Below are 25,463 nucleotides of genomic sequence, written 5' to 3' on the forward strand. Positions count from 1 at the left end.
TGCTATGGATAAATTCCCACTCAATTACTTTTCAAGCTTAAGAAGTCCAAAACAGTTGTTTTTAGGTAGAAAACAACTCTCTTGGCCAAAATTTATCATGATTTTTCTGTTTCTGATTTCTTTTATGGTCATGCCGATTACTTTATTTTATACGAATCAAGTCTCGGCAATCCCGATGGAACAATTCTTATCGGTGAATACGTTGATCGATCAGGAAGGGGTGGCACGCTTACGTGAACTACAACTTACGAATGGTCGATTAACTGCTGACTCTGAGATCATCAGTGTAACAAACGATGTCATCATCGGAACAGCACTAACGACAGAAGAAATGGCAGAAAGAGGAGCCGCAATCAATTTTGAAGAGACCAGCTGGACGATCCGTCAAGAAGAGGATGGACAAACACGAGAATACAATATGGCGTATCCCTCCTCATTTGATTTTATGAGAATAACAAGTCCTAAAGAGTTTGAACAGTTTTTAGAGAATGAATTTTATGCGAGTAATCGACCGATGATTATTTTATCTTACAGTTTGACGTTAGGTATTTTATTGTTTATCATGACTGGATTGATTTTGTTCGGCGCTGCCTTCTTTTTATGGCTAACAAGAAAAAGCAAATTTTCTTCTATAAAAAACTTTAAAGAGAGCGCAAATTTGATGTTGAATGTTCTAGGTGTGAGTTCGATAATTGCTGGTTTTGTCGGTTTTATCCATTTTGATTTTGTCTTGATGATGGGAATCCAGTCGACTATAGCCGTTTTATTGTTACTATGGATTTTCGCTAAAACTGGCTTCAAAGATTCAAAAGCGATCCAAGTCTGATCGAATCGAAAAATAAAGAATGTAAGAGGGGAAGCAGAAATGTCTTCCTCCTTACATTCTTTATTTTGGTGTTTCTGAGATTTTCAAAAAGCTTTGATTTATTCCCTGTAATCTGTTGATTCTTTGACGAAATAGGTATAACGTAATAGTGTAATTTTTGTTTAGGAGGATTATTATGTTAGAAAAAACAATTTATCATCAACTATTTTCGCACTCTTTTTCACTTCCTGTAGAAGTCACTTATTGGGATGGAACGACGAAGCAGTATGGGGATACTGATAACCCTCCGCAAATCAAAATCACGTTCAATGAAGAGATCCCAATCAAAGAGTTGACAAAAAATGCTTCTCTTTCTTTAGGGGAAGCTTATATGGATCATCGCATTGAAATCGAAGGGAATATCCAATCATTGATCAATGATGCTTACAGTCATACCGATAGTTTCTTGCGTAGCAAAGATTATCTGAAGTGGTTACCAAAAAAAGAGAAACACACAAAGCAACAAAATAAAGCGGATATCCATGCTCATTATGACCTAGGCAATGATTTTTATCGCTTATGGCTTGATTCAACATTGACGTACTCTTGTGCTTATTTCAAAACTCCAGAAGATAGTCTAGAACAAGCACAGATCAATAAAGTCCATCATATTTTAGATAAGCTATTTATCAAAGAAGGGGAATCCCTCTTGGATATCGGTTGTGGCTGGGGAACGTTACTATTTACTGCTGTAAAAGAATATCATGTCAAAGCGACTGGTATTACCCTCAGTGAAGAACAGTATAACTTCATCACCAATAAAATCAAAGAAGAGCATCTAGAAGACCAATGTCGTGTATTTCTAATGGATTACCGCGAGTTGAAAGGGGAGACTTTCGATCATATCACCAGTGTTGGGATGTTCGAACACGTAGGGTCAGAGAATCTACCTGAATATTTCAAAGTAGTCAAAGATTTATTGAAACCTAAAGGAACTGCTTTAATTCATGGAATCAGCCGACAACAAGGTGGTGCAACAAATGCGTGGATCAATAAATATATTTTCCCTGGCGGTTATGTACCCGGTGTGATGGAACTGATTAAGGATATCACGGAAAACGATCTACAAGTGATCGACTTAGAAAGTTTACGTCGTGATTACCAATGGACATTACAACATTGGACGCAACGTTTCCATGCGGTTCAAGAGCGGGTGACTCAGGAGATGGGTGATCGGTTCTATCGTATGTGGGATCTTTATTTACAAGCCTGTGCCGCATCTTTTGAATCGAGCAATATCGATGTGATCCAGTACTTGTTAGTCCATCCCGGAAACAATTCGATCCCAATGCATCGAAAATAATTTATTGAGTTTTGTTTTTTTATTTAAATGAAAAAGAACTTGTTTTTACTTTTTTACGTAAAAACAGGTTCTTTTTTAGTTGTAAAATCAGACTGTAGACTGATTTTTCATGGTATCTGCTGACAGGTTTCACTCTTTTCGTTATACTGAGAACAGATACCTAATAAAAAGGAGAATTGTTATGAAATCAAAGGTTATTTTTACAGGCTTATTTTCTTTACTACTTTTGGCGGGGTGCCAGCCAAACCAAACAACTACCCCATCAAGTACGACCAATCAGTCATCAGAAACAACTGTAACTTCTACGAACAAGTCAGAAGACTCTAGCACATCCGCTGGTTCTACTGATTCATCCTCTTCACAAACAGCAACCCCTGATATTCAAGTTTCTGCGGATCGCGCGATTGAATTATTCCTAAGCAAATACCCAGATGCAGCAATCACTAGCTTAGAACTCGATAGTGATTGGGGAAGCTACTTCTACAAAATTGAAGGTGTCGATGATCAAAACGAATATTCAGTGAAAATCAATGCGATGGATGAAAAACTTGAGGCAGAAAATCCAGAACAATTAGATCGTGACGAACAAAACGGCCAGAAAAAATCAGAAGACGGCTTAGATGTCAGCAATCTGATCTCGATCGAAGAGGCTGGAAAAATCGCTGTTGAAAAAGTCGGCGCTGGAACTGCCACAGATTGGGACCTTGATAAAGAATTAGGAACTACTTACTGGGATGTCAAAGTGAAAAATGGCAACCAAACGACAAATGTAAAAATCAATAGTCAAACAGGAGAAGTATTGTCTTCAGAAATCGATGATTGATCGAACATTCGATAAATTTTTGTTGATTTTGTTCGCTTAAATGATACACTAGAAAAAACGCTTTATTAAAAGGAGAGAATAACTTGAGCTTAACGACTACTTTCTTAAATCATTCTTTTGAAAATCCCTTGATGAACGCTTCTGGTGTCCATTGCATGACTACAGCGGAATTAGATGAACTTGCACATTCGAATGCGGGGGCGTTCATTACAAAAAGCTGTACCATCAATGAGCGAGCAGGAAACCCTGAACCTCGTTATTATGATGTGCCATTGGGGAGTATCAATTCGATGGGCTTACCAAACTTAGGTTTTTCCTATTATCTGGATTATGCATTGGCCTACGAGAAAGAGCATGGACAAGAACAACCATTGTTTTTCTCGATTGCCGGGATGAGTGCAGAGGAAAATCTGGAAATGTTGAAGTTGATCGAACAAAGTGATTACCAAGGGATCACTGAGCTGAATCTTTCATGCCCGAACGTTCCAGGAAAACCGCAGCTAGCTTACGATTTCGAGGCAACAGCAGCTTTATTGAAAGAAGTCTTTCAAGTGTTCTCAAAACCTTTGGGGATCAAACTTCCTCCTTATTTTGATTTCGCCCACTTTGATCAAATGGCAGAAATCTTGAATCAGTACCCGATCGCCTATGTGAACTCGATCAACAGTGTAGGAAATGGTCTTTATATCGATACTGAGAGTGAAACAGTCGTCATCAAACCAAAAGATGGTTTTGGTGGACTTGGAGGCGAATATATCAAACCTACTGCGTTAGCGAATGTCCGGGCGTTTTATACCCGCTTGAAACCAGAGATCAAAATCATTGGTACTGGCGGTATCCGCAATGGACAAGATGCTTTTGAACATTTATTATGCGGCGCAAGTATGTTACAGATCGGCACGGAACTTCACAAAGAGGAAGTAGCTATTTTTGATCGTATCAGTAAGGAATTAGAGACGATCATGGCGGAAAAAGGTTACCATTCAATCGACGAATTTAGAGGGAAATTACGCTCGATGTCTTAATGCCTCTTTCGTTCTTAACATTAGAGTAGAACACTTGAAGCAGCTGAATGCTTCAAGTGTTTTTCTATTAGAATGAGAGACTAAGCGTAAACATTGTTGCTTTTTCTGTCATATGAGAAAATAACCGTAACTGAGGAGGGAGAGCATGAAAGATGCAACATATCTTGCGAATGGTTTAAGAACAAAGCAATTCAGCTTGGAAGAACTTTTTACAGAAACAAAGCGGAAAATCGAAAAGTTCAATCCAGAAATCAACGCATTTGTCACACTTGAAGCACTTGATTTCCAATCATATGTAAAACGACCACAACTGGAGAGTGATTCGCTACTAGCAGGAATACCATTTCCTTTAAAAATGCTAGGACAAGAAAAAAAAGGCTGGTTGGCAACTTCTGGTTCAAGGATTTTCGAAGAACACCGAGCATCCAAAAATTCAAATTATGTTCAGGCGGTAGAAAAAGCTGGCCTAGTTCCATTTGGTCAAACGAATGCACCTGAGTTTGGCTTTAAGAATATTACCGATCCACAATTATATGGCCCAGCACGAAATCCATGGAACTTGGCATACTCTCCAGGAGGGTCAAGTGGCGGAGCTGCGGCGGCTGTTGCGGCTGGGATCGTTCCTATGGCAGGTGCCAGTGACGGGGGAGGTTCGATCCGTATTCCAGCCTCATTTTCTGGCTTGATCGGTTTGAAGCCATCAAGAGGAACAATGCCTGTTGGTCCAAATGCTTGGCGAGGCTGGCAAGGAGCGGCAATTGATTTCGGACTAACGATTTCCATGAGAGATACAAAAGTGTTGTTCCAAGCATTACAAGGAATCAATAGTGGGGCACCTTATCAAGTGACACCAGCCTTTTGGCAACAGCATCCAGTGAAGGAACGGTTGAAAATCGCTGTCTGTGTTGATTCACCAATCGGGTCGAAGGTAAGTGTAGATGCTCAAATTGCTGTTCAAAAAGCACTGCATTTTCTAGAACAATCAGGACATGAAATCGTTGAGATTCCTTATCCTTTAGATGGACGTACATTGATCAACTCGTATTATCAAATGAATGGTGCTGAAACGGCAGCAATGATCGAGTCGATCGAAAATGGGTTGCAGCGGAGGATAGAAAGCAACGAACTAGAACCAATCTCATGGACATTATGGCAATACGGTAAAAAACTTACTGCAGCAGACTATGTGCATTCCTTGCATGTATGGGATCATGCAGCTGTCACGATGGAAAGCTTATTTGAGTCCTTTGATTTGTTCCTTTCGCCAACCACTGCGGATACTGCGCCTAAAATCACAGCTGACTTACAAAGTGACTTGATCCGTCAGCAGATGGCTGATGTCTCTCATTTATCGGCAGATGAAGGGTTGGCAGTCGTGTCAGCGATGTTTGAAGAGAGCTTGACGATCACTCCTTATACACAACTAGCGAACTTAACTGGGCAACCTGCAATCAGTCTACCTACACATGTCAGTGAACAAGGATTGCCACTAGGAATTCAGTTTATGGCTGCCAGAGGAAGAGAAGACTTACTCTTTCAGATTGGTGAATTATTTGAAAAACATGGTTTATTTTATCTTCCGCCAGGAATCGAGAAAGCGTAAGAGATCAATAGAACAAATGAATCGTGTGATTTTTTAATACGGAATTGCAAACAGGTAGAAGAATTTACTATTAAGTCGATCAATCAATAAAAAACGAGTGCAATTGAAAAGACGAAAAATGTGATGTTTTAGCTGCATTTTTCGTCTTTTCTATGTTGCTTTTTATTGTTAGACAAGTAGCATACAAAAAAATTAAATGGTAGTTGGATTATGTTGGCTTTTCAGGTAGAATAAAAAGCGAAAATATGTTCGGAGGTGAAGTGTATGAAAACACCTTTAACGATTGAGCTGGAATCATCGTTGTATCATTATTGTATCGAACAGGGAGGGATCGTGGTCGAGGAAGTAACAATGCCTGAGGATCATGGAATCGTGGATACTTTAAGTTGTTTGATGAAAATTGACGGAACAAGAGAATGGCGCTGTTATGAATTGAAAGTCACAAAAGCTGATTTTCGCTCAACTGCTAAATTGTCCTTTGTTGGCCACTATAATTATTTTGTTTTACCAAAATATTTATATGAAGAAGTTAAAAGTGAGATCCCACCAGAAATTGGTGTATTAGTTTATCGTTCGTATGCAATAGCAGAGGAAATGCCTGTTCCTGGAACTTTTATTATTGCAAAAAAAGCAATGCGCCGTGAGTTAGGTGTAGCAGAAGAGGCATTGACTAATCGTTTTATGGCTTCTTTGTTTAGAGAAGTCAGAAAAGCCAAACAAATGGAAAGGGGAGTGAAATATTTCCCTTCAGATCAGCTGTACAAAGAATTAAAAAAACGCTCAGAAACACAAGATCCCTTCTCAAAAGAACGCTACTATGAACGCTTTATCGAAGAAATCGAAAGTCAAGCAATCCATGATCTACAAGAAGAAAATCGTGCCTTGCGACAAGAACAGGACTGGTTGCGCCAGCAACGTCATATTCGACGTCTGCCAACAGAACCATTGGAGTGAATAATATATGTATTATCCTTATTTACGTGGAAAACAATTCGATCTACTTGCATTAAAGGAAAGTTTGATTCGCGGACTTTTATCCACTAAAATTCAGCCAATCATCGAGCCAGTACGTGATTCGGCAACGCTAAAAAATGTTGTCGAGTTGTTTCAAAAAAAGAATCATCCGCTGATTATCATAAAGAATCCTCAAGTGGGTCAGTTCAAACTGTTCGATCAACCGATCCACACATGGGTGACCAGTGAAGGTAGCTCGTTAGTAGAGGCAGAGATCATTACGCCGAGCAATTATGAAAGAATGATTGAATCACCACCGCCATTCATTATTTTTGATGGACAACATCAACCTAGAGAAAATGCGATTTGGCAAGCTTTGATCAAAACTAATGCGACTTTTTTCATTCCTGATTCTAGTCGCTTGCGTATGCAACTGCCTGAGAATAAAATCATTATCCGTGATCATTTTCAAACTAGACGACATGTGGAGAATTATGCAGAAAAAAATGATGATTTCTTTAGCGATGATCATCTTTTCTATCAAATGGATGGCTATCATGGGTTTTCCGATTTTACGATTGAAGGCAGTCGTTACTTTGATAAAGGATTTCCCAGTCGAGCGTTGGCCTTGCATATTACATACGTCGATGCTTATGGGAATATGCGAATCAAACACTTCGTTTCAAATACCAATGATTCCGCAAAAGATCAAGCATTGAAATTTATGGAAGCAGCCAATAAAATGTATGGTTGGTTGATGAGGAACCATCAACAAATTTATATCACGGAAGGATTACTTGAGCTTGTCAGCTTGTATCGCCAACAAAAATTCCCAGGTCTGGGAGTTTTGAAGAAATGGACATTATTACATCATCTTGAATTAGTTAGTCAGCTTTTAGATCATCCGACAGACTGGTTACGTAGTGGTTCAAGAATAGACAAGCTATACAAATTAATCACAGATCAATAAAAGGAGCAGAGATATGTACCTTAGAAAAACTACATTAGATGATTTGCCGAGAGTGCTACAAATCATTGATCAAGCCGCAGCATATCTTGCTGAGCAAGGATTGCCTCAATGGCAAGGAGATCAAAAACCATCAAAAGAACGAATCATCGAAGACATTGACAGGCAGGAAAGCTTCGCCTTGATTGACGAAGAAAACATCGTTGGCACTGCGGCGCTTGTTGCGGGCATTGATCCGGTCTATACAGCAATTGCAGGAAATTGGGAGGGGAGAGAGCCTTATCTTTCCATCCATCGAGTTGCTCTTGATCAAAACGTAAGAGGAAAAAGACTTGGAAAACAATTATTAGAACATTTATTGACCGTTGCCACATGTCAAGGAATCAAGGACGTTCGGATCGATACGTTTCCCACCAATCAACCAATGGAAAAAACGATATACTCGGCAGGTTTTCATTATTGTGGCATGATTGAATTTCCATTCCCACACGGAGAAAGAAAAGCCTATCAAAAATTATTGTAAATCGCTCAAAATCCAAAGCAAGCCAACTGTTCAGCGATGATCCGCTGCATGGATGGCTTGCTTTAAATTTTTTGTTTCGATTTCTAACGTCTGATTATTTTCGAATGAGATTAAGGTAGGAATAACTGTTAATTTTTCTAGTTCTTTTTGATCTTTTTCAAAGAGAGCGAGCCGTTGACTGATTTTATCTGGTGAGTCTCCGCGAAGTACAAATCGTTCATTCAACTTTTCTTTTGCTACTGTGATGAAGACAGGAACGATACAACGACCAAATTGTTCATACAAGTGCCAAAAACCTGGTGCTGTAAGGACAGTGTAGCAGTCACCCTGTGCAAGCTTCGTTGAGATCTCTTGTTTGCTTGAGCCATAATAGTGATCGGCGTACCGATCCCATTCAGCAAATTCCTGATGGGCGATCATTTCTTCGAAGGTCTCTTGAGAAACAAAATGGTAATCAAAGTGATTTTTTTCATTTTTTCGTGGGGGGCGAGTCGTATACGTAATGATCTTTTGCTGTAGAGAAAAAATTGCATGAGCTAGTGTCGTCTTTCCTGAACCAGAAGGACCAATAAATACGTAACATTTATTCATAGGAAATATTCCTTTCTATAGTTATATGATCAAATACATGTACATAACTAATATATACCGAAAAGTGGAAATCTGTCATTTAAAATAAAAAAACTTAACCAATTTAAACAGGTGATCTGTTCAAACCAGCTAAGTTCAATCTACTTAAAACTCTAGATGAAAAATAGCTTTATACCAGTATTCCAGTAACAATTGCGCTTAAAAAGCTGACTAATGAAGCGGTGAACAAAATTTTCAATCCATGTTTTGCCACAAGATTACCTTTTTCTTCATTCAACCCTTTCATTGCCCCTGAAATGATCCCAATCGAAGAGAAGTTTGCAAATGATACTAAGAAGACTGATAAGATAGCTGTAGTCCGTTCTGTAAATTCAAAAGTCCCAGTCGATAATTCAGTCATTGCTACAAACTCATTTGTCACTAGTTTTGTTGCCATGATACTACCGGCATCAACCGCTTCTTTCCATGGAATCCCACTAATAAATGCAAATGGCGCAAAAATATATCCTAAAATCTGTTGGAATGTAATCCCAAAAATCCCGCTGAACAAGGCATTGATCATAGCAATCAAAGCAACAAAACCGATCAACATTGCAGCCACTGTGATTGCGACATGGAAACCATCTAAAATATATTCGCCTAACATTTGGAAAAATGTTTGTTCTTTGTCTTCTTCAATCACTAATTCATCTTCTTTTTCGTCTAACTCATAAGGATTAACGATCGAAGCAAGAATATATCCACCAAAAAGATTCAACACTAAAGCAGTGATCACGTATTTTGAATCAATCAATGCCATATAGGAACCAACGATGGACATCGAAACCGTGGACATTGCGGAAACACTCATCGAGAACAGACGCTTTTCGGTTAAGAAAGGCAGTTCCTTTTTGATGGAGATAAAAACTTCTGATTGACCTAAAATCGCTGAAGCAACACCATTATAAGATTCTAATTTTCCCATTCCGTTGATTTTACTCAATCCTAAACCGACTGCTTTCATAAATAAAGGAAGAATCTTGATGTAACGCAAAATTCCAATAATTGCAGAAATAAAGACGATTGGCATCAACACATTTAAGAAGAATGGAGCACTTCCAACGTTTGCTACACCCCCAAAGACGAAATTGACACCTTCACCGGCAAATGCCAATAAGTGATCAAATAATTTGGCTAGCATCGCAACAACCGCTGTACCAAAAGTCGTACGTAGTAAAACAAACCCAAACGCAAATTGCAAAACGAGCATGATGATCAATGGTTTGCGTTTGATGGCTTTTCGATCGCTACTGATCAAAATCGCCAACCCAAAAATTAAAAGTAAACCTATTATTCCAATAAACTGACTCAAAAAAATCACTCCTTACCAAATTCCGTTTAATTCTACATGTTATTTTTAAAGAATACGAATCTTTTGAGAGAAATTTCATGAGATTTTTAGACTAAAGCGTATACATGCAAGAGAGCAGAATGCTAGGTGTCTTTTAATGAAAAACAGTAGCTAAAAAAAAGGCAAAAATCATTGATTTATCTAACAGTAATGACAGATACGTGTATATATATTTGGTAGATAACTATAACCAGAACCTATTAGATAAGGAACAACTTTGCATTAAGCTTTTCTTTATAAAACAGTAAAAATCAGTAGCAGAAGTAGCTTGCAAGAAACAAAGGGTATCCACAAAAATTTGAGCAATTTTTATGGATACCACCTTATTTATCGAGACTGCTTCTGTTTTTCTCTTTTAGCCATCATCGAAAAATTATTTATTGGTAATACAAATTTTCTGAAGGGTAAACAGGCGCACTAGTGATGTCGATACCTAATTGTTTCAGGTTTTGTTCATCATTCTTATTGATCATCACAGTTGAATGTGCTTGCGCACCTTCAAGTTCTGCTAATTTTTCATAAGCAACTTGTGCGATTGGATTAGTCACTGCACTGATTGATAAAGCAATCAATACTTCATTAAGATTGAGTGTATCGATCGAAGAGTGCAATGCCTTGCTTTTAAGTCCTTGGATCGTTTCCAAGACAAGAGGCGATAACAACGGAATATCATCAGAGATGTGGGCGAGATATTTGATCGCATTCAATACAACAGCAGCCGAAGCATCCATTAGTTGACTTGTCCGACCTGTAAGGATCACTTGATCAGGAAGTTCGATCGCAATCACTGCCATCGGTTCAGTACTAGCCGGTTGACTAGCTTTTGCATACTCATGAGCAGGGGTCACGACTTTACGATCTTCGGGACGTAAACCGACTTCTTCCATGATCAATTTGATGCGACTGACGGCATCTTCATCTGTCAAACCTTTTTTAAAGTCACAAGCCGTTTGGAAATAGCGTCTGATGATCTCTTGTTTCGATGCTTCCTGTACAACTTCATCATCCGTGATACCGAAGCCTACGCGGTTGACTCCCATATCAGTAGGAGACTGGTAGACCGATTCCTTGCCAGTGATTTTTTCGATGATCCGTTTAATGACTGGGAAAGTCTCCACATCACGATTATAGTTGACTGCCATCTTATTATAGGCATCAAAATGAAAAGAATCGATCATATTGACATCTTTCAAATCGACTGTTGCTGCTTCATAGGCAATGTTCAATGGATGTTTCAATGGAACATTCCAAACAGGGAAAGTCTCAAATTTAGAGTAACCTGCTGCATTGCCTTTTTGGCTTTCGTGATACAGTTGGTTCAAGCAGGTAGCTAATTTCCCACTACCTGGACCAGGAGCTGTCACGACAACGATTGGTTTCGTTGTTTCGATGTATTCATTCTTGCCGAAACCATCCTCTGAAACGATTTTTTCGACATTGATCGGATAATCCTCGATTTCAGCGTGTTTATAGACTTTGATATTCCGACGCTCCAATTTATTGATAAATACTTTAGTTGCTGGCTGTCCGTTATACCGGGTGATCACTACACTATTGATCGATAATCCATATCCTCGTAATTCATCAATCAAGCGCAAGATGTCCATATCATACGTGATCCCATAATCACCACGAATCTTATTCCGCTCGATATCACCAGCATACACACAAATCAAAATCTCCGCTTGGTCACGTAACTTTTGCAATAATTTGATTTTAGCATCTTCTTCAAATCCTGGTAAGACACGTTTGGCATGCTTATCATCGACTAATTTCCCACCAAATTCCAGATACAACTTATCATAATGATGAACGCGTTCAAGGATATACGTAGATTGCTCTTCGATATACTTTTCTGAGTCAAAACCAATTTTTTTCACTTGTTTCCCTCCTTAGCTACTCTCGCATTTTTTCATTTTTTGAAGGTTTCGTCAACTATCAATTAAGTATATAAAGAAATTTCAAAGAAAAAACAAAAGAAACATGCTTGTCTCAGAAGGCATTCATTGGTATGATAGGTTTGATAAGGAAGGTGTCCTATGAAAAAAAGACAAAAAAAGAAAAACGCGTACAAACAGTATATACGCTCAATTTTTACAGGATATGAGCATATGCTAGAAGATAGTGAACTAAATGAATTAAAATTCTCTTACTTAAATGAAGAAACATTACTTACACGAGATGAAAACCAACGCATCCATTTTACAACAAGAGATTTACCCAAAAAATAAAGCTAAGAGCGGGGAATCGCTGACCCGCTCTTTTATGTTTTCTAACTTTCAATTATTACGAGTAAAAGTAATTTTTGTTCTAAGTCAGCGCATACTTAGTAACACTTTTTTCTTAGAAAATGATACTATTGGATTACATAGAATAATTGATGGAAAATTGATGCGTTCAAAAGCAAGAGGAGGCCAGTAAGATGATAGACCCACAGACGAACGAACATTATGATGAAAACGAACAAGAGGAAGCATCTTCGTTTTACGATATCAAAGAAAAAGCAAGTATGAATCTTTCACAATTATTAGAAGATCTGCAAGCTTTTGAACAAGCTGTCCGCGAGGAGAATATTCCCGCAATCTATCAGTTATACAATGGACGCTTGAACGATGAGCTTAAAAAAAGCTCAAATGAAAATCATGAGATCGATCAGCTATTGATGCGGAAGATCCATGACCGTTTCTTGCAAGAATTTCCCTTTATGAAACATACAGAGACTATCTCTCCGACGATGAGTTATTACCAGATCGGCACTTATTTTCATGAACGAGCAACGATTGGGATCGATGCTAGCTTACCTGAAATCTTTGTATTACCGCAAATCGATGAAGAATGGGAGAACTATGCGACGCAACAAACCCATGATTTTGATAAAAAAATTAATGAGTTAGAGGCAAAAGTGATCACTGCAAAAACAGAGATCGAGCGTTTAGAAGAGGCCATAAAAGAGATCGATCGGCAAATCACTGACTTAGATGATACGAAGGGTTTCTTGAATCGTAAAAAAATAGACGAAGAAATCCAAGCGTTAGAACAAAAGAAACAAGCACTTGAAAATGAAAAATTAGGTTGGTTACCTTATATCGAAGAACCAGAAAAAATCCAAAAACAAAAGCAAACCTTATTACATGAAGAAAAAGCGGACCAGCTACGCGCTGCAATCGTTGAAAAAGAACAACGTCAAATCAAAAAGTATTTTAGTGACATGGAAGGTTTCAGACAGTCGATCCATCGTTTCTTGATGTCGTACCTTGGCAGTGAAAACCCTGAAATAGTAGAAGAGGGAGGAGACGAGTGATGACAAAACAAGAAGATTTAGACCTACAAGAAGTAACAGCTGAAAATCATGGAACGACTGACCCAGTAGAAGAAGCATCCAGCATCGACAAAGAGTTGGCGAATGAAGTAGAAGAAATTCGCGAAGAAGCCAAAATCCATGAAAAAGAAAAAGTCGTCCCAGACTCGACGAATCAAACAGATTATGAACGTTCAACGATCGAGCAAGCGGTCAATGAAAACCAAGCATATCTTTCCGGTAAACAAAATGATTACGAAGATATCGTTGACTTGATTGCAGCTGCAGAAGAAGAGTTGGCCGATTTACGATTACGTAAATATTTGATCGAAGCGGATTTCACTGAGTTATTGGTCGCCTATCATCGCTATGTGTTAGAAGATACACCGATTTCTGCAATTGCTAAGACAAGTTTGATCGAATACTTTGCCTACGAGATATTAAAACCATTGAATGATATTGGCTTGGAGTTATCCAAACAAGCATATGATGTATGGGAAACAAGATATTTTTCAATCAATTATAGTTTGACCCCACAAAAAGAATTGTTGTTTTCCTTTGTGTTACCAACGATCGACCAACGATACCAAGTAGAATCCATCAATTTGATGCGAGTCTCCCCGGAACAAATGACGATTGAGATCGATGATGACCGAGTGTTAGCATTGATTCGTCATTGGTCTGTTGAACGTGTATTTTCGGCTAGTCAGATCACGATTTTCAATCATAAGTTGAATCAATTATTTTCTTATGCACGTAAATTAGGTTTTACGGTGGATCAAACCTTGTTAGACAACACGAAGCCACTAAGATTAGATATAGCAAGTAAGTTTCCAGCCACGCAAGAAGTATTAGATGATATTTTTATTGTCACAATGAAAAATCCGCAGTATGATCTGGAGAAATTGGATGACACGACGTATAAGGTGTTGCTGGATAAAGGTCAGTCGCTCCAAATTTCTCTGAAAGACACAACACAGACAGATCTAGCGATTTCTTCTGGTGACTATCATCGTTCAGTGATCGATTTCTTTATCAATTATGAATTTTTAGTACCTTTGATGGTCCGCAAAAATTGATGAAAAAGAGCAATCGTGCGTTATATGCTTCAGAATGATCCATTTAGATGATCGATGAAAAAAGAGCCAAGGAATCGGTTTTCTCCTTGGCTTTTTTTATACTTAGGAGGGGGAAAATGAAAAGGAGAGGAACCAGTTTACTCATTGTCTGTTCGATGTTGCTTTTCTTTACCGGTTGTACAAATCAAGAGACAAAAAAAGCTGATCCAAAACCGTCATCCTTGGTGACGAATGAAACAGCAACTATCACCTTGCAAGAAGATGGGCTTGATACCTTAGTAAAAAAAGTGACGTTCCATACAGGAGAAAATTTACTGGACGTGCTGGAACAAAACTTTAGTGTGGAAGAAGACAAAGGATTTATTACCTCAATCAATGGTCAGAGGCAAAATACCGAAGAGAAAAAATATTGGATGTTCAGTGTGGATGGTAAAAATACAAAAGTAGGCGCAAAAGAAACGATTTTAAAAAATAATCAAACCGTCATCTTTAATTTAGATACTCTTTGATGTTGTTAAGAATGAAGGGAAGAAAAAGCAATGGAGAATTTGAAGAAGAGCGGAATGTTTTCTGTATTGTCAGCGTTAGGTGCTAATCTCTTAGTTGCGTTTAGTAAATTTGTCGGTTATGCCATCAGTGGCAGTGCCGCTATGTTGAATGAAAGTATCCATAGTATCGTTGACTGTAGCAATCAAGTATTACTACTAGTCGGTGACAAACGTGCGAATCGTGGTCAAAGCGAATTACACCAATTTGGCGAAGGACGAGCAAAGTATTTTTTCAGTACGATTGTTGCCATGATGTTGTTTTTTGGCGGGGGCGCGCTAGGTGTGATGGAAGCTTTTGAAAAACTTACCCATCCCGCCCACGAAGTTGGTAATCCTTGGATTGTCATCCTGATTCTATTATTTGGTCTAGCTGTAGAAGGTAGTTCATTACGAATCGCGATGAAAGAAATCCGCGAATTGAACAGTGAAAACCTTTCAACTATGCGTTTTTTACGTGAAAGTCGCCACAGTGAGATACTCGTGATCTTCACCGAAGATCTCTGTGCTGTAATTGGTCTCGTTCTTGCCTTAGTCGGCACCGGGTTGACCATCTTGACAGGGATCGCTGCTTTTGATGCCATCAGTGGACTATTGATCGGCTTTTTATTGATGGGTGCTGCTATCTTTCTAGCAAAAGAATTTTATAGTTTGATTATTGGCGAGAGCGTGACTACGACAGATTTGAAAAAGATCAAATTTGCTTTTGAGCGAAATGAAGTGAATCGCGTCATTGATATCAAAACTGTGCATTTAAGTCCGACAGAGATTTTAGTTGCGGCAAAAATTGATTTAGATGAAAACAAAGAATACCAAGTACACATGATCATCAATGATATTGAGCGGACGATCCGTGAACAATTAAAGGATAAAAAAATCTATATTTACATTGAAACAGATAAATATGATCCAAATTATTCGCAAAGAAATAAAACACAAGAAAATACGATAGAGAACGTCGAGAAATAATTTAGAAACTAGCGTTATTTTTTTGCTTATAAAAAAGCTTGATGTTAAAAAACAACTTGTTTATTTATTGTGTAAAATCATCGGTAAAGTAGGAGGAAAATGAATTTTCTCTTATATTTTTCGATGATTTTTATTTTTTTTAATAGTTGTGCTTTAAAAATGAGAAAAATATCATGTTGTTTAACGATAAAACGGCTACATTTTTATTTATTTATGTTACAATTAGTCCGCTATTTATTTGTTGTAAATTGAAGGAGATATCGTTAATGAATAAACAGAAACGGGCGCCTTGGCAGGATTCGCTACATGCTTCGTTGCCACTTTGCCTTAGTTATATCCCAGTTGGGTTAGCTTGCGGAGTCTTACTGCAGCAAGTTGGCTTTGATCCACTCTTAGCTGGTCTATTATCTATTTTAGTATTTTCTGGTGGCGCACAATTCTTAGTTGCCTCTATGTTAGCCATACAAGCGCCATTTTCAACTACACTTTTGATGGTCTTTTTCTTAGAACTACGGTATATTTTGCTAGGGTCGAGTCTTTCAGGCTTTATGAAGAAAGAAAAGCGATTCTTTTTAGCTGTGTTCTCTCAATCATTGAATGACGAAAACTATGCAGTCAATTATTTGAAGTATTCCACTGATCCCACTTGGGACAAGCGAAAAGCTTTATATGTCAATTGGTTTTCAATGGGGGCGTGGGCGTTCAGTAACATGGTCGGAAATATTTTTGGATCAGTGATCCGAGTGGATACGGATTTGGTGCATTTTGCCTTAACTGCTATGTTTATTTTTATGTTTATCATGCAAATGAAAAATGCTTTACTCATCTTCACAGGGATTTTTTCTGGGATACTCAGTGTCTTATTCATGGTACTTTTTAAAAACACTTTCGGTTTGATCGTTGCAACGTTGATTGCTTCTTCGGCGGGTTTTGTATTAGAAAGAGCCTTCAAGAAGGAAAAAGAAAAGAAATCCAGCAAAGAGACCCAACCTTTGAATGAGCCATTGTTCCATTTCCCAGAACAGGAGGTGCAACATCATGACTGAGTGGTACTTGTTGTTATTGGTGATCAGCTTATTTGTCGTTGCATACATTCCACGAGTTTTTCCTATGCTTTACTTTACACATCGAAAAGTGCCTAAATGGTTTAGCGAATGGATGAAATATGTACCAGTTGCTTTGTTTGCAGCGTTGGCCTTCAAAGATGTTTTTATCACGCATGAACATTTAGATATTGCGTGGAACATCAAAATCGTTGCGATGCTATTTGTAGCAGGTGTTGCTTATAAAACCCGCTCAATGGCTTTGTCTGTCATTACAGGACTTGCTTCTGTGTTTTTATTATCAATGTTATAGAATTTCTTAAGCTTCTCCAAAAAATTGGGAAGCTTATTTTTTTGTTTTCCTCAACGAGTTGTCCTCCAAGTTTTTTTTGTTATAATAGGGAAGATGTTTATTCTAATAGAGATAGATGAGGTTGACATATGAATAAGAAATTGATGCAAGGGACATTTTGGCTTACCTTTGCCAATCTACTTTGTAAAGTTTTAGGTGTCGTTTATTTGATTCCTTGGTTAAGTATGATGGGGAACAATCAAGATGGCATGTTAGCAACTACCCTTTATAATGTGGGCTATTTACCATATGGCCTTTTCCTGATGTTAGGTACAGTCGGGTTTCCAAATGCGATAGCAAAAAAAGTGGCGGTGGCGACGAAAAAAGGGGATGAACAAGCTTGTCGGGTCATTTTTCGCAGTACGATCAATATCATGTTCGTTATCGGGATCATATCTGCCTTATTGATGTATTTGTTTGCTCCCGCTTTGGCGAAAATCAGTCCGATCTCGAATGTCGATAACGGTATTTTGGCGATTCGTAGTCTCTGTCCTTCCTTAGTAGCGATCCCAGTATTAAGTGCGATGCGAGGTTACTTCCAAGGAAAAAATCATCTTCGCCCTTACGGTACTTCCTTGATTATTGAACAGGTAGTCCGTGTAATCGTGATCTTAGCTGGTACGTATTATTTGCGTGTGTTGACAGATGGCACGATTGTGCAAGCGGTATTGATCAGTACTGTTGCTTCTTTTTTCGGTGGACTAGCAGCTATTGGTCATATGTTTGTTATTGGACGGCAAAACGATTATTTCCGTTTAAAAGATTTCTGGATCTCAAGTCGCTATTTCCAAAAAGACAATCGTTCTGCGTCTGTTTCGATCATTCGAGAAACCTTACCGTTCATCTATGTTGGTTCGGTGATCACGATTGTACAAATGATCGATCAGGTGACGATGAAACCATTCTTACATTTGTTCAGACCAGAAATTGCAGACCAGCAACTCGAATTTTTGTTTAGTCGTGCATCAGTCAATCCGAACAAATTGACACTGATCTTGATTTCAATGGTCGGAACGGTCGCAATCAGTAGTCTGCCGATCCTGAGTACATTAGGAAAAAAAGACCGACTACAGATTGAAAAAACAGTCGGGGACAGCTTCTCGATTGCTTTATTGATCCTTTTGCCTTCGTTAGCAGGGATGTCCTTATTAGCAGGACCATTATACACCTTGTTTTTTGGCTATGATCCAGAGAGTGTCGGGTACTTCCAAATGGCGCTTCTAGCTTCCTTGTTCTTCTCGTTGTTTACGATTTTATCGACGATGCTCCAATCATTGAATCATCATTTGGTTGCGATCAAACTGACAACAGAAGCCATTATTTTAAAAGTCGTATTCCAAGCGATTGGGTTAGCTTTATTTGGCGGATACGGAATGAGTTTATCTAATACAGTGGCTTTTGCTTTTGTGTTTGTTCGTGGATATCTTTATTTATCAAAAGAATACCGCATCTCGCCATTCGCAAAGATCAGTCATTTCTTCTTGAAGACGTTTCGTTCGACAATGGCCATGTTGCTTCTGTGCTGCATTCTTTTCTTCGTTTTGAGTCTTTCCCTATCCATGACATCAAAAACGCATGCAGTCATTTATTGTGTGGTGATTGGCGGTGTCGGTGGCTTGACGTTTGCCTTTGCCCAGTTTGGTAGAAACGCCATGCAGATGGTCAAGAATTTCAGACGATAAGGGGATGCTTTGGCAAGCACCAGTGGTTCTATAGCTAACTAAGAGTGCAAGCTCATTTCGGATAATAAGTCAGGACTTGAGAAAAATTTTTCTAGTCCTGGCTTTTATTCGTTCTAATAAATAATGAAAGTGATAAAAACCTTAGATTTTAATAAAAAACATGGGTTGCTTTTTCTATAATCTGGACAAAGGTTCAAATCTTTTCTTACTTATGATATAGTATTAAGGACTGGTAAAATTCTTTGAAACGAGGAACTTAAATAAATGAAATTAGCAATCGTAACTGACAGTACAGCTTTCCTGCCAACACGTATCAAAAACCATCCTGATTTATATGTGATTCCTATTCCTGTGATCTTGGATGGAAAAATTTATAACGAAGGCATTGACATCGAAGCAGACGAATATTACGGACTATTGAAAAACAGTAAAGATTTTCCAACAACTTCCCAACCTGCTGTAGGTGAAGTTTTGGCACTATATGAAGAACTGAAAACCAAAGGCTATGATACGATCTTAAGCATACACTTATCAAGTGGGATTTCTGGATTCGTCAATACATTATTTGCGATGAAAGACGGCGTCAAAGAGATGACGATTATTCCTTATGATTCGAAAATCACCAGTATGCCAATGGGGCATATGGTCGAATCTGCTTTAGACTTGAATGATAAAGGTTATTCACTTGAAGCCATTTTAGCTCACATCGATCGAATTAGAGACAATACATACGCCTATTTGATCGTTGATGACTTGAACAACTTAGTCCGCGGTGGTCGCTTGACTAATGGGGCTGCGCTGATCGGGGGACTATTGAAAATCAAACCGATCCTGACTTTTTCAGAAGGTAAGATCATCTTATTCGAGAAGATCCGTTCAAGTAAAAAAGCTTTTGCCCGTGCAGAGCAAATCATTGGCAAACGAAATGAAGAAATTAAACCACCAGTAAAATTATATGTGATCCATGCAAATAATTTAGTAGTTGCCGAAGAAGAAAAAGCAAAACTTCAAAAACAATACCCACAGGCAGAAATCGAGATCGGCCACTTTGGTCCAGTGATCGGTAGTCACTTAGGTGAAAAAGCGATCGGTATTGCGATCTCTGCACAATAAATAGGGCAGAAAGCAAAAATACTAGGAAAAGAAACAGTTTAAGCAATGATTTGCTTGGGCTGTTTTTTTGCATTTCTATCTTAATTATTTTATACTAGTTTTAATTATCTAGTAATTTACTAAATCACTAAATTACTAAAAAGGAGTAGAGAAGGATGGAAATACCAACAAATTTGAAACATAAACCAGTGATCGTCGTCGAAGATTATGATAAAGTTGATGGCAGAAATGCCTTGCATACAGATGCAAAAGGACTGTCTTTAGGATTAGCTCAGTGGAATGATCGAGGCAAAGTCGATATCTCAGGAAAAGTATGGCGTCATACAGGTGAAAAGTGGTCACGTCAATCGGAAGAATTACCGATTACTCGTATCCTTGACTTAGCGATCTTAGTCGCGCAAGGAAGTGTTTACTTCCAAGATGCTTACCGTCATGAAAAATTTTACGACCCTGAAAATCCTGTCGTTGATATCATCGGTTTGCAAGGAAACCGGATGACGGTGGAAGTAGACACGAAAAACCCTAAAATCGATGAAGATATCATGTTATACTACGATGCTTTACAAAAAGATGGCGAATTACTTGGCGAACGTTTTCGTATCTTGAAACGTCTATTAGATGATCTAGGGTATTAATGTTATAAGGAAGTGTTTAAAATGGAAAACTTTTCACTCACCGACCAGCGAACGTTTACGCCGATCGAAAAACAAATGATCTGGAAAAAAACGACAAGTCATCAAACTAGTGCTGAAGAGCTACGTATTGCGACTGAAATCAAAACAAACTGGCTAGATCCGGAAATGAAAATCAGCAATGTGTTATTGGAAGGGGATGCAGGTTCCGGGAAAACGCAATTAGCAAAAGCTTTGTCTTTTGATCTGCAGTTACCTTATACGAAAGTAACATGCTTTGCTGATATGGATAAATCAGATGTCTTTGGAGCGTTACTACCTGTCATTGATTCAGACCAAGAAGAAGATCAGGAGTTATTGACCGCTATTTATCAAACGGATACATTAGCTGCGGTATTGACGTTGATCGAACAATATTACTCCGTCGATCAACAAACGGCAAAACAAAAATTAGCCGATCTCGTGCAACGAATCGAAAATAATCAAGAAAGTACGATCCACTACAAATACTATCCGTCAGAAATCGTTCGCGCGATCGAAAAGGGTTATCTTTTAGAAATCCAAGAACCAACGGTGATACGTGATGCTTCGGTTCTTGTTGCCCTGAACTCCGCCTTAGAAACCAACGGTTTGTTGAACTTACCTACTGGTGTGATCAAACGCCACCCTGATTGTATCATTATTATTACAACGAATCGCAACTATCAAGGAAACCGACCGTTGAATGAATCACTTCGAGATCGTATGCAACATGCTGAGAAAATGGATTTGCCAGAGCTTTCAGTCATGGTGGAACGCGCTATCAGCAAGACACAAGTTAAAGAGCCGATAATTTTGTTGAAAATGGCAGAAGTGATCCGTTTGTTAGATGAAACTGTTAAAGCAAATGCCATCAAAGGTGTAGCAGGTATGCGTTCTTATTTTTATTGGGTTAATACAATGAAACAAAATCAAGACATTTTCGTATCGCTCTATCCTAAGGTCTTATATAAACTGACGACTGATCCAGATGAATTACACATTTTGACGACTGCACTAACTGATAGTGGGCTTTTAGATGAACTCAGAGAATTGGTTCGACAAAAGAAATGGGGGGACTTATCAGACGGATCCTCACGAATCAAAGGGCGGACAATTCGCGCAGCAGAAGCGATGGAACGTCAAATCGATCAGTTGGCAGAAGAAACAACATCACTTGCTGAACACCCCTCAGAAAAAGAGGAAGTGTTACAAGAAGAGCAGACAAAGGAAGCAGCGGCGAAAGAAGAAACCTCAATTGACACATTGCCTTTATCGGAAGAGCGGAGTCAAGAAGTCGAAGGGCATGGTCAACAGCAATCAGATGATGAATCCCAAGAGATGTCAGCTTCAGATATGGAAGCCCTAGATAAGCAACTCAAGCGTGAACTCAATAAAGAAGCGCGGCAGCTGATGAAAGGGACGATCCATGAAAAAGAAGGAATGATCGTTCATCGCCCTAAGTTTGCTATCATAAGTCCTGAAGTAGCGATTATCCGACAAGAAATCGATCCGATCGTGGATTCATTGAGTCGGCAAATCCTTGATCTTTTGGAAAATGAACAAAGCGAAACTTATCAAAAAGGGAAATACGAAGGCCAACGTTTTAATGCTAGTCGAGTAGTTTATGGAGATTTACGACAATTTGATAAAAAAAATCCCCCTCACGAACAACCTTCTTTGGCAGTGGCTCTGCGAATCGATGAATCTGGTTCGATGGTTCGTGAAGACCGCATGATAGCTGCAAAAAAAGCTGCATTTGCTATTGCCGCATTTGCCAAAAAAGTACGTATTCCTTTATTGATCTACGGGGATACAGCAGATGTTTCGACAAGAGAAAAAACATCTGTCTTTTCGTACAAAGAATTTTCAGATTCATTTGAGTGGTTGGAACAGAAATTAGTGACTATGAAGCCAAGACAAAATAATCGTGATGGTGCAGTGTTGCGTCTAATCGCTGGCAAGCTGACAGAACAACCTGCGACTACCAAACTTATAGTCAACATCAGTGATGGCCAACCAAAAGCGTTACCTGATTATACAGGCGCTAAAGCAAAAAAAGATATCCAAGAAGTCTTGACCGAATATGAACGCCAAGGTATCATCTTTATTTCTGCGGCAATTGGACAAGATAAGGAAGAAATCAAAGAAATCTATGGCGCAAGTCGCTTCGTTGATATTACCGATTTATCGACATTTCCCAAACAATTGATCCAATTGATTTCTCGTTATTTATAAATAGATATTAAGCGAATACCAAAGATGATGTGTCACCCATGATCTTTGATGTTCGCTTTTTTGAGGTCTTTCATTTATTATAAGCACTACTCCAACTGATGTAAGCATGAAAAAAGTTAACGGTAACAAATATGTAACCGCTTGAAATTAAGCTATAATAAAGAAAAAAGGGGGATAAGCATGAAGCAGTCAGAAAAGTGGTGGAAGGAAGCGGTTGGGTATCAAATCTACCCAGCAAGCTTTAAAGATAGTAACAACGACGGTATCGGTGATATCAACGGCATTCGCGAAAAACTTAGCTATTTGAAAGAGTTAGGGATCGACTTTCTTTGGATCAATCCTATTTATCAGTCACCATTTGTCGATAACGGTTATGATATCAGCGATTATCAAGCAATTCTTGAGAAATTTGGTACAATGGATGAGTTTGATGCTTTATTAGCTGAAGCCCATCAGATGGGGATAAAGATCATCATGGATCTAGTCATCAATCATAGTTCCGATCAGCATGAATGGTTTATTGAATCACGTCAGTCGGTCGATAATCCTTACCGCGATTACTACATTTGGGTCGATGGCACACCTGATCAAGCCCCAAATGAATGGCAGTCGATCTTTGGTGGTTCAGCATGGGCATACGATGAACAAACGGGTCAATACTACTTACACATTTTTGCAAAAGAACAACCTGACTTGAACTGGGAAAGCGATAAGCTAAAGGCTGAACTCTTCACGATGATCCGCTGGTGGTTAGATAAAGGGATCGACGGATTCCGCTTAGATGCCATTTCTCATGTAAAAAAAGATGAATACTCTGTCAAGGCAACTGAGAACCCATTTTCTCCTTTTCAAAATGTCTCCGGTATTGAAGATCATTTGACAGAATTAAAAAATGTCTTTGATGAATATGATATTATGACGGTAGGAGAAGCCAGTGGTGTATCTGCTAACGAAGGACCTGAGTGGGTAGGCGAAAATGGCTATTTTGATATGATCTTTGAGTTTGATCATATTTCGATCTGGAAACATGAAAAAGACGGGGATCTAGATGTATTGAGTTTGAAACAATCATTGAGCGCGTGGCAACGAGCACTGGATGGCAAAGGTTGGAACGCTCTTTATATGGAAAACCATGACGTGCCAAGATGTGTGTCTGTCTTTGGGGATACGTCTCCTAAGTATTGGCAAGTGTCTGCAAAAGCAATCGCCATGATGTATTTCTTTTTGCAAGGTACGCCATTTATTTATCAAGGACAAGAAATCGGTATGACAAATCTACCATTTTCTTCTATTGATGAGATCGATGCAGTAGATTCAAAAAGACTCTATCAACAATTGCTTGATGAAGGACGTTCTGAAGAAGAAGCATTGGATATCGTAGCCAATACCACAAGAGATAACAGTCGTACCCCGATGCAATGGGATGATCATTCGTATGCTGGTTTTTCTGAGGTTGCCCCTTGGTTGCTCGTCAATCCGAATTATCAAATGATCAATGTCGCTGATCAAACGAATGATCCCGAATCGATTTTATCTTTTTACAAAAAGATGATTATCCTGCGTCGAGAAAACAAAGGGTTGGTTTATGGTAGTTTCAACGAATATCTACCTGAAAATAAACAGCTCTTTGTATACGAACGAGTCCTAGATGAAGAACGTTATCTGATCATCGTCAACTTGACTGATGAAGCAGCGACTTATACCTTACCAACGGAAATCGAAACAAATTGGGAAGTATTATTGGAAAACCAATCCGGTCAAGAATTTCAATCAAGTAGTACATTTGCCCCTTATGAAGCGCGTCTTTATCGAAAAATTTAGCTGACATGAAAAAACTACGAACATAAGAAAGGGAACAACTCTCTTATTCGTTCGTAGTTTTTTCTTATTCGTATTGCGCGCGAGGTCCCCCAATGTATTTAGGACGAGACCGTAAAGCAGTGACATGCGCATGACCTAATGTGTTAGAACGAGGACGTACAGGCACTTGAACATGTTTGATGTGCATCCCGATCGCAGTATCCCCGATGTCGATTCCTGCTTGAGCAACGACATGTTCCACTTCGACAGGATCGCTGAATTGTTCAAATGCTGCAACTGAGCAGGCACCTCCTGCATGAAGTGCCGGAATGACAGAGACGATCTCCAATTGTTTCTTTTCGGCTACTGGACGTTCGACGACTAATGCTCGATTAAGGTGTTCACAACCTTGGACTGCTAACGAAATGTCAAGAGGATCTAATCGTTCTTTCAATGTTTCGATGACCCATTGCCCGATTTCTGCATTTGAGTTTTTACCAATATGTCCACCAACAATTTCACTGGTACTGCATCCTACAACGAATAGATCGCCCGCTTTAAGATTGGCTTCATTGAGAACGTCCGAAACCATTTCAGATAATTGCTGTTTGAAACTGTCTTTTGATACTTCCATTTTCAATTCATCCTTT

At 38.8% G+C, this 25,463-nt stretch carries 24 protein-coding genes; 20 read left to right on the plus strand and 4 right to left on the minus strand.

Annotation, left to right across the window (positions count from 1 at the left end):
* The first annotated feature begins 4 nt into the window (after positions 1–4).
* From P3R27_RS04745 to P3R27_RS04780, 8 genes are all read left to right on the plus strand, one after another.
* Positions 5–826, plus strand: a complete 822-nt coding sequence (locus tag P3R27_RS04745; RefSeq protein ID WP_034688346.1) for a maltodextrose utilization protein MalA — start codon at positions 5–7, stop codon at positions 824–826.
* 175 nt (positions 827–1,001) lie between these two features.
* Complete coding sequence (locus tag P3R27_RS04750) at positions 1,002–2,168, plus strand: class I SAM-dependent methyltransferase (protein ID WP_034688345.1); 1,167 nt, start codon at positions 1,002–1,004, stop codon at positions 2,166–2,168.
* Positions 2,169–2,349: 181 nt separating this feature from the next.
* Entirely contained in the window at positions 2,350–2,991 is a 642-nt protein-coding gene (locus tag P3R27_RS04755; protein ID WP_034688342.1) for a PepSY domain-containing protein, read from the plus strand.
* 83 nt (positions 2,992–3,074) lie between these two features.
* Complete coding sequence (locus P3R27_RS04760; RefSeq protein ID WP_301356737.1) at positions 3,075–4,016, plus strand: dihydroorotate oxidase; 942 nt, start codon at positions 3,075–3,077, stop codon at positions 4,014–4,016.
* Positions 4,017–4,161: 145 nt separating this feature from the next.
* Positions 4,162–5,619, plus strand: coding sequence for an amidase (locus P3R27_RS04765; protein WP_034688337.1), 1,458 nt, complete (start codon positions 4,162–4,164; stop codon positions 5,617–5,619).
* Between the two features lie 264 nt (positions 5,620–5,883).
* Positions 5,884–6,573: a hypothetical protein gene (locus tag P3R27_RS04770; protein WP_034688333.1), complete on the plus strand. Its 690-nt coding sequence runs from the start codon at positions 5,884–5,886 to the stop codon at positions 6,571–6,573.
* Positions 6,574–6,580: 7 nt separating this feature from the next.
* Positions 6,581–7,543, plus strand: coding sequence for a sce7725 family protein (locus P3R27_RS04775; protein WP_034688331.1), 963 nt, complete (start codon positions 6,581–6,583; stop codon positions 7,541–7,543).
* Positions 7,544–7,556: 13 nt separating this feature from the next.
* Positions 7,557–8,063 (plus strand): GNAT family N-acetyltransferase, encoded by a 507-nt coding sequence (locus P3R27_RS04780; protein WP_034688328.1) that lies wholly within the window; start codon positions 7,557–7,559, stop codon positions 8,061–8,063.
* 30 nt (positions 8,064–8,093) lie between these two features.
* Here P3R27_RS04780 and P3R27_RS04785 read toward each other — a convergent pair whose 3' ends face one another.
* From P3R27_RS04785 to P3R27_RS04795, 3 genes are all read right to left on the minus strand, one after another.
* Positions 8,094–8,654 carry a guanylate kinase gene (locus tag P3R27_RS04785; RefSeq protein WP_301356736.1) on the minus strand — a complete coding sequence of 187 codons (561 nt, stop codon included), beginning with the start codon at positions 8,652–8,654 and terminating at the stop codon, positions 8,094–8,096.
* Positions 8,655–8,823: 169 nt separating this feature from the next.
* Positions 8,824–10,005, minus strand: coding sequence for a NupC/NupG family nucleoside CNT transporter (locus P3R27_RS04790; RefSeq protein ID WP_034688322.1), 1,182 nt, complete (start codon positions 10,003–10,005; stop codon positions 8,824–8,826).
* A 416-nt stretch (positions 10,006–10,421) separates the two neighbouring features.
* Positions 10,422–11,924: a DUF1846 domain-containing protein gene (locus P3R27_RS04795; protein ID WP_301356735.1), complete on the minus strand. Its 1,503-nt coding sequence runs from the start codon at positions 11,922–11,924 to the stop codon at positions 10,422–10,424.
* 159 nt (positions 11,925–12,083) lie between these two features.
* On the opposite strand from P3R27_RS04795, the gene P3R27_RS04800 reads away from it, so the two are divergent.
* The 12 genes from P3R27_RS04800 (at position 12,084) to P3R27_RS04855 (ending at position 24,834) form a co-directional block, all read left to right on the plus strand.
* Positions 12,084–12,275: a hypothetical protein gene (locus P3R27_RS04800; RefSeq protein ID WP_010735437.1), complete on the plus strand. Its 192-nt coding sequence runs from the start codon at positions 12,084–12,086 to the stop codon at positions 12,273–12,275.
* Positions 12,276–12,466: 191 nt separating this feature from the next.
* Entirely contained in the window at positions 12,467–13,345 is an 879-nt protein-coding gene (locus P3R27_RS04805) for a hypothetical protein (protein ID WP_034688319.1), read from the plus strand.
* On the plus strand, positions 13,345–14,421 hold the full coding sequence (locus P3R27_RS04810) for a hypothetical protein (protein WP_034688316.1): 1,077 nt from the start codon (positions 13,345–13,347) through the stop codon (positions 14,419–14,421). The genes P3R27_RS04805 and P3R27_RS04810 overlap by 1 nt, the downstream gene beginning before the upstream one ends.
* A gap of 116 nt (positions 14,422–14,537) precedes the next feature.
* Positions 14,538–14,930, plus strand: coding sequence for a DUF4430 domain-containing protein (locus tag P3R27_RS04815; RefSeq protein ID WP_034688312.1), 393 nt, complete (start codon positions 14,538–14,540; stop codon positions 14,928–14,930).
* Between the two features lie 30 nt (positions 14,931–14,960).
* Entirely contained in the window at positions 14,961–15,935 is a 975-nt protein-coding gene (locus P3R27_RS04820) for a cation diffusion facilitator family transporter (protein ID WP_034688311.1), read from the plus strand.
* 266 nt (positions 15,936–16,201) lie between these two features.
* Positions 16,202–16,981, plus strand: a complete 780-nt coding sequence (locus P3R27_RS04825) for an AzlC family ABC transporter permease (RefSeq protein WP_034688309.1) — start codon at positions 16,202–16,204, stop codon at positions 16,979–16,981.
* Positions 16,974–17,291, plus strand: coding sequence for an AzlD domain-containing protein (locus tag P3R27_RS04830; RefSeq protein ID WP_019723212.1), 318 nt, complete (start codon positions 16,974–16,976; stop codon positions 17,289–17,291). Before P3R27_RS04825 ends, P3R27_RS04830 begins: the two co-directional genes overlap by 8 nt.
* Before the next feature lie 128 nt (positions 17,292–17,419).
* Positions 17,420–19,012 carry a polysaccharide biosynthesis protein gene (locus tag P3R27_RS04835; RefSeq protein ID WP_010735446.1) on the plus strand — a complete coding sequence of 531 codons (1,593 nt, stop codon included), beginning with the start codon at positions 17,420–17,422 and terminating at the stop codon, positions 19,010–19,012.
* Between the two features lie 264 nt (positions 19,013–19,276).
* Positions 19,277–20,125: a DegV family protein gene (locus P3R27_RS04840; RefSeq protein ID WP_034688308.1), complete on the plus strand. Its 849-nt coding sequence runs from the start codon at positions 19,277–19,279 to the stop codon at positions 20,123–20,125.
* A 155-nt stretch (positions 20,126–20,280) separates the two neighbouring features.
* Positions 20,281–20,760 (plus strand): DUF6530 family protein, encoded by a 480-nt coding sequence (locus P3R27_RS04845; RefSeq protein WP_010735448.1) that lies wholly within the window; start codon positions 20,281–20,283, stop codon positions 20,758–20,760.
* Positions 20,761–20,781: 21 nt separating this feature from the next.
* Positions 20,782–23,013: an AAA family ATPase gene (locus P3R27_RS04850; RefSeq protein ID WP_301356733.1), complete on the plus strand. Its 2,232-nt coding sequence runs from the start codon at positions 20,782–20,784 to the stop codon at positions 23,011–23,013.
* A 180-nt stretch (positions 23,014–23,193) separates the two neighbouring features.
* Positions 23,194–24,834 (plus strand): glycoside hydrolase family 13 protein, encoded by a 1,641-nt coding sequence (locus P3R27_RS04855; RefSeq protein ID WP_034688303.1) that lies wholly within the window; start codon positions 23,194–23,196, stop codon positions 24,832–24,834.
* A gap of 64 nt (positions 24,835–24,898) precedes the next feature.
* Here the strand turns inward: P3R27_RS04855 and P3R27_RS04860 are convergent, their stop codons facing one another.
* Positions 24,899–25,447 (minus strand): TIGR01440 family protein, encoded by a 549-nt coding sequence (locus tag P3R27_RS04860; RefSeq protein ID WP_034688301.1) that lies wholly within the window; start codon positions 25,445–25,447, stop codon positions 24,899–24,901.
* Positions 25,448–25,463: the final 16 nt, after the last annotated feature.

This window comes from Enterococcus spodopteracolus, from assembly GCF_030441955.1.
GTDB lineage: Bacteria > Bacillota > Bacilli > Lactobacillales > Enterococcaceae > Enterococcus_B > Enterococcus_B spodopteracolus.

Bases quoted from the DNA above. Each gene is read 5' to 3' on its own strand.
- P3R27_RS04745 (WP_034688346.1), top strand. From the start codon at position 5: ATGGATAAATTCCCACTCAATTACTTTTCAAGCTTAAGAAGTCCAAAA.
- P3R27_RS04750 (WP_034688345.1), top strand. From the start codon at position 1,002: ATGTTAGAAAAAACAATTTATCATCAACTATTTTCGCACTCTTTTTCA.
- P3R27_RS04755 (WP_034688342.1), top strand. From the start codon at position 2,350: ATGAAATCAAAGGTTATTTTTACAGGCTTATTTTCTTTACTACTTTTG.
- P3R27_RS04765 (WP_034688337.1), top strand. From the start codon at position 4,162: ATGAAAGATGCAACATATCTTGCGAATGGTTTAAGAACAAAGCAATTC.
- P3R27_RS04770 (WP_034688333.1), top strand. From the start codon at position 5,884: ATGAAAACACCTTTAACGATTGAGCTGGAATCATCGTTGTATCATTAT.
- P3R27_RS04775 (WP_034688331.1), top strand. From the start codon at position 6,581: ATGTATTATCCTTATTTACGTGGAAAACAATTCGATCTACTTGCATTA.
- P3R27_RS04780 (WP_034688328.1), top strand. From the start codon at position 7,557: ATGTACCTTAGAAAAACTACATTAGATGATTTGCCGAGAGTGCTACAA.
- P3R27_RS04785 (WP_301356736.1), bottom strand. From the start codon at position 8,654: ATGAATAAATGTTACGTATTTATTGGTCCTTCTGGTTCAGGAAAGACG.
- P3R27_RS04800 (WP_010735437.1), top strand. From the start codon at position 12,084: ATGAAAAAAAGACAAAAAAAGAAAAACGCGTACAAACAGTATATACGC.
- P3R27_RS04805 (WP_034688319.1), top strand. From the start codon at position 12,467: ATGATAGACCCACAGACGAACGAACATTATGATGAAAACGAACAAGAG.
- P3R27_RS04810 (WP_034688316.1), top strand. From the start codon at position 13,345: ATGACAAAACAAGAAGATTTAGACCTACAAGAAGTAACAGCTGAAAAT.
- P3R27_RS04815 (WP_034688312.1), top strand. From the start codon at position 14,538: ATGAAAAGGAGAGGAACCAGTTTACTCATTGTCTGTTCGATGTTGCTT.
- P3R27_RS04820 (WP_034688311.1), top strand. From the start codon at position 14,961: ATGGAGAATTTGAAGAAGAGCGGAATGTTTTCTGTATTGTCAGCGTTA.
- P3R27_RS04825 (WP_034688309.1), top strand. From the start codon at position 16,202: ATGAATAAACAGAAACGGGCGCCTTGGCAGGATTCGCTACATGCTTCG.
- P3R27_RS04830 (WP_019723212.1), top strand. From the start codon at position 16,974: ATGACTGAGTGGTACTTGTTGTTATTGGTGATCAGCTTATTTGTCGTT.
- P3R27_RS04835 (WP_010735446.1), top strand. From the start codon at position 17,420: ATGAATAAGAAATTGATGCAAGGGACATTTTGGCTTACCTTTGCCAAT.
- P3R27_RS04840 (WP_034688308.1), top strand. From the start codon at position 19,277: ATGAAATTAGCAATCGTAACTGACAGTACAGCTTTCCTGCCAACACGT.
- P3R27_RS04845 (WP_010735448.1), top strand. From the start codon at position 20,281: ATGGAAATACCAACAAATTTGAAACATAAACCAGTGATCGTCGTCGAA.
- P3R27_RS04850 (WP_301356733.1), top strand. From the start codon at position 20,782: ATGGAAAACTTTTCACTCACCGACCAGCGAACGTTTACGCCGATCGAA.
- P3R27_RS04855 (WP_034688303.1), top strand. From the start codon at position 23,194: ATGAAGCAGTCAGAAAAGTGGTGGAAGGAAGCGGTTGGGTATCAAATC.
- P3R27_RS04860 (WP_034688301.1), bottom strand. From the start codon at position 25,447: ATGGAAGTATCAAAAGACAGTTTCAAACAGCAATTATCTGAAATGGTT.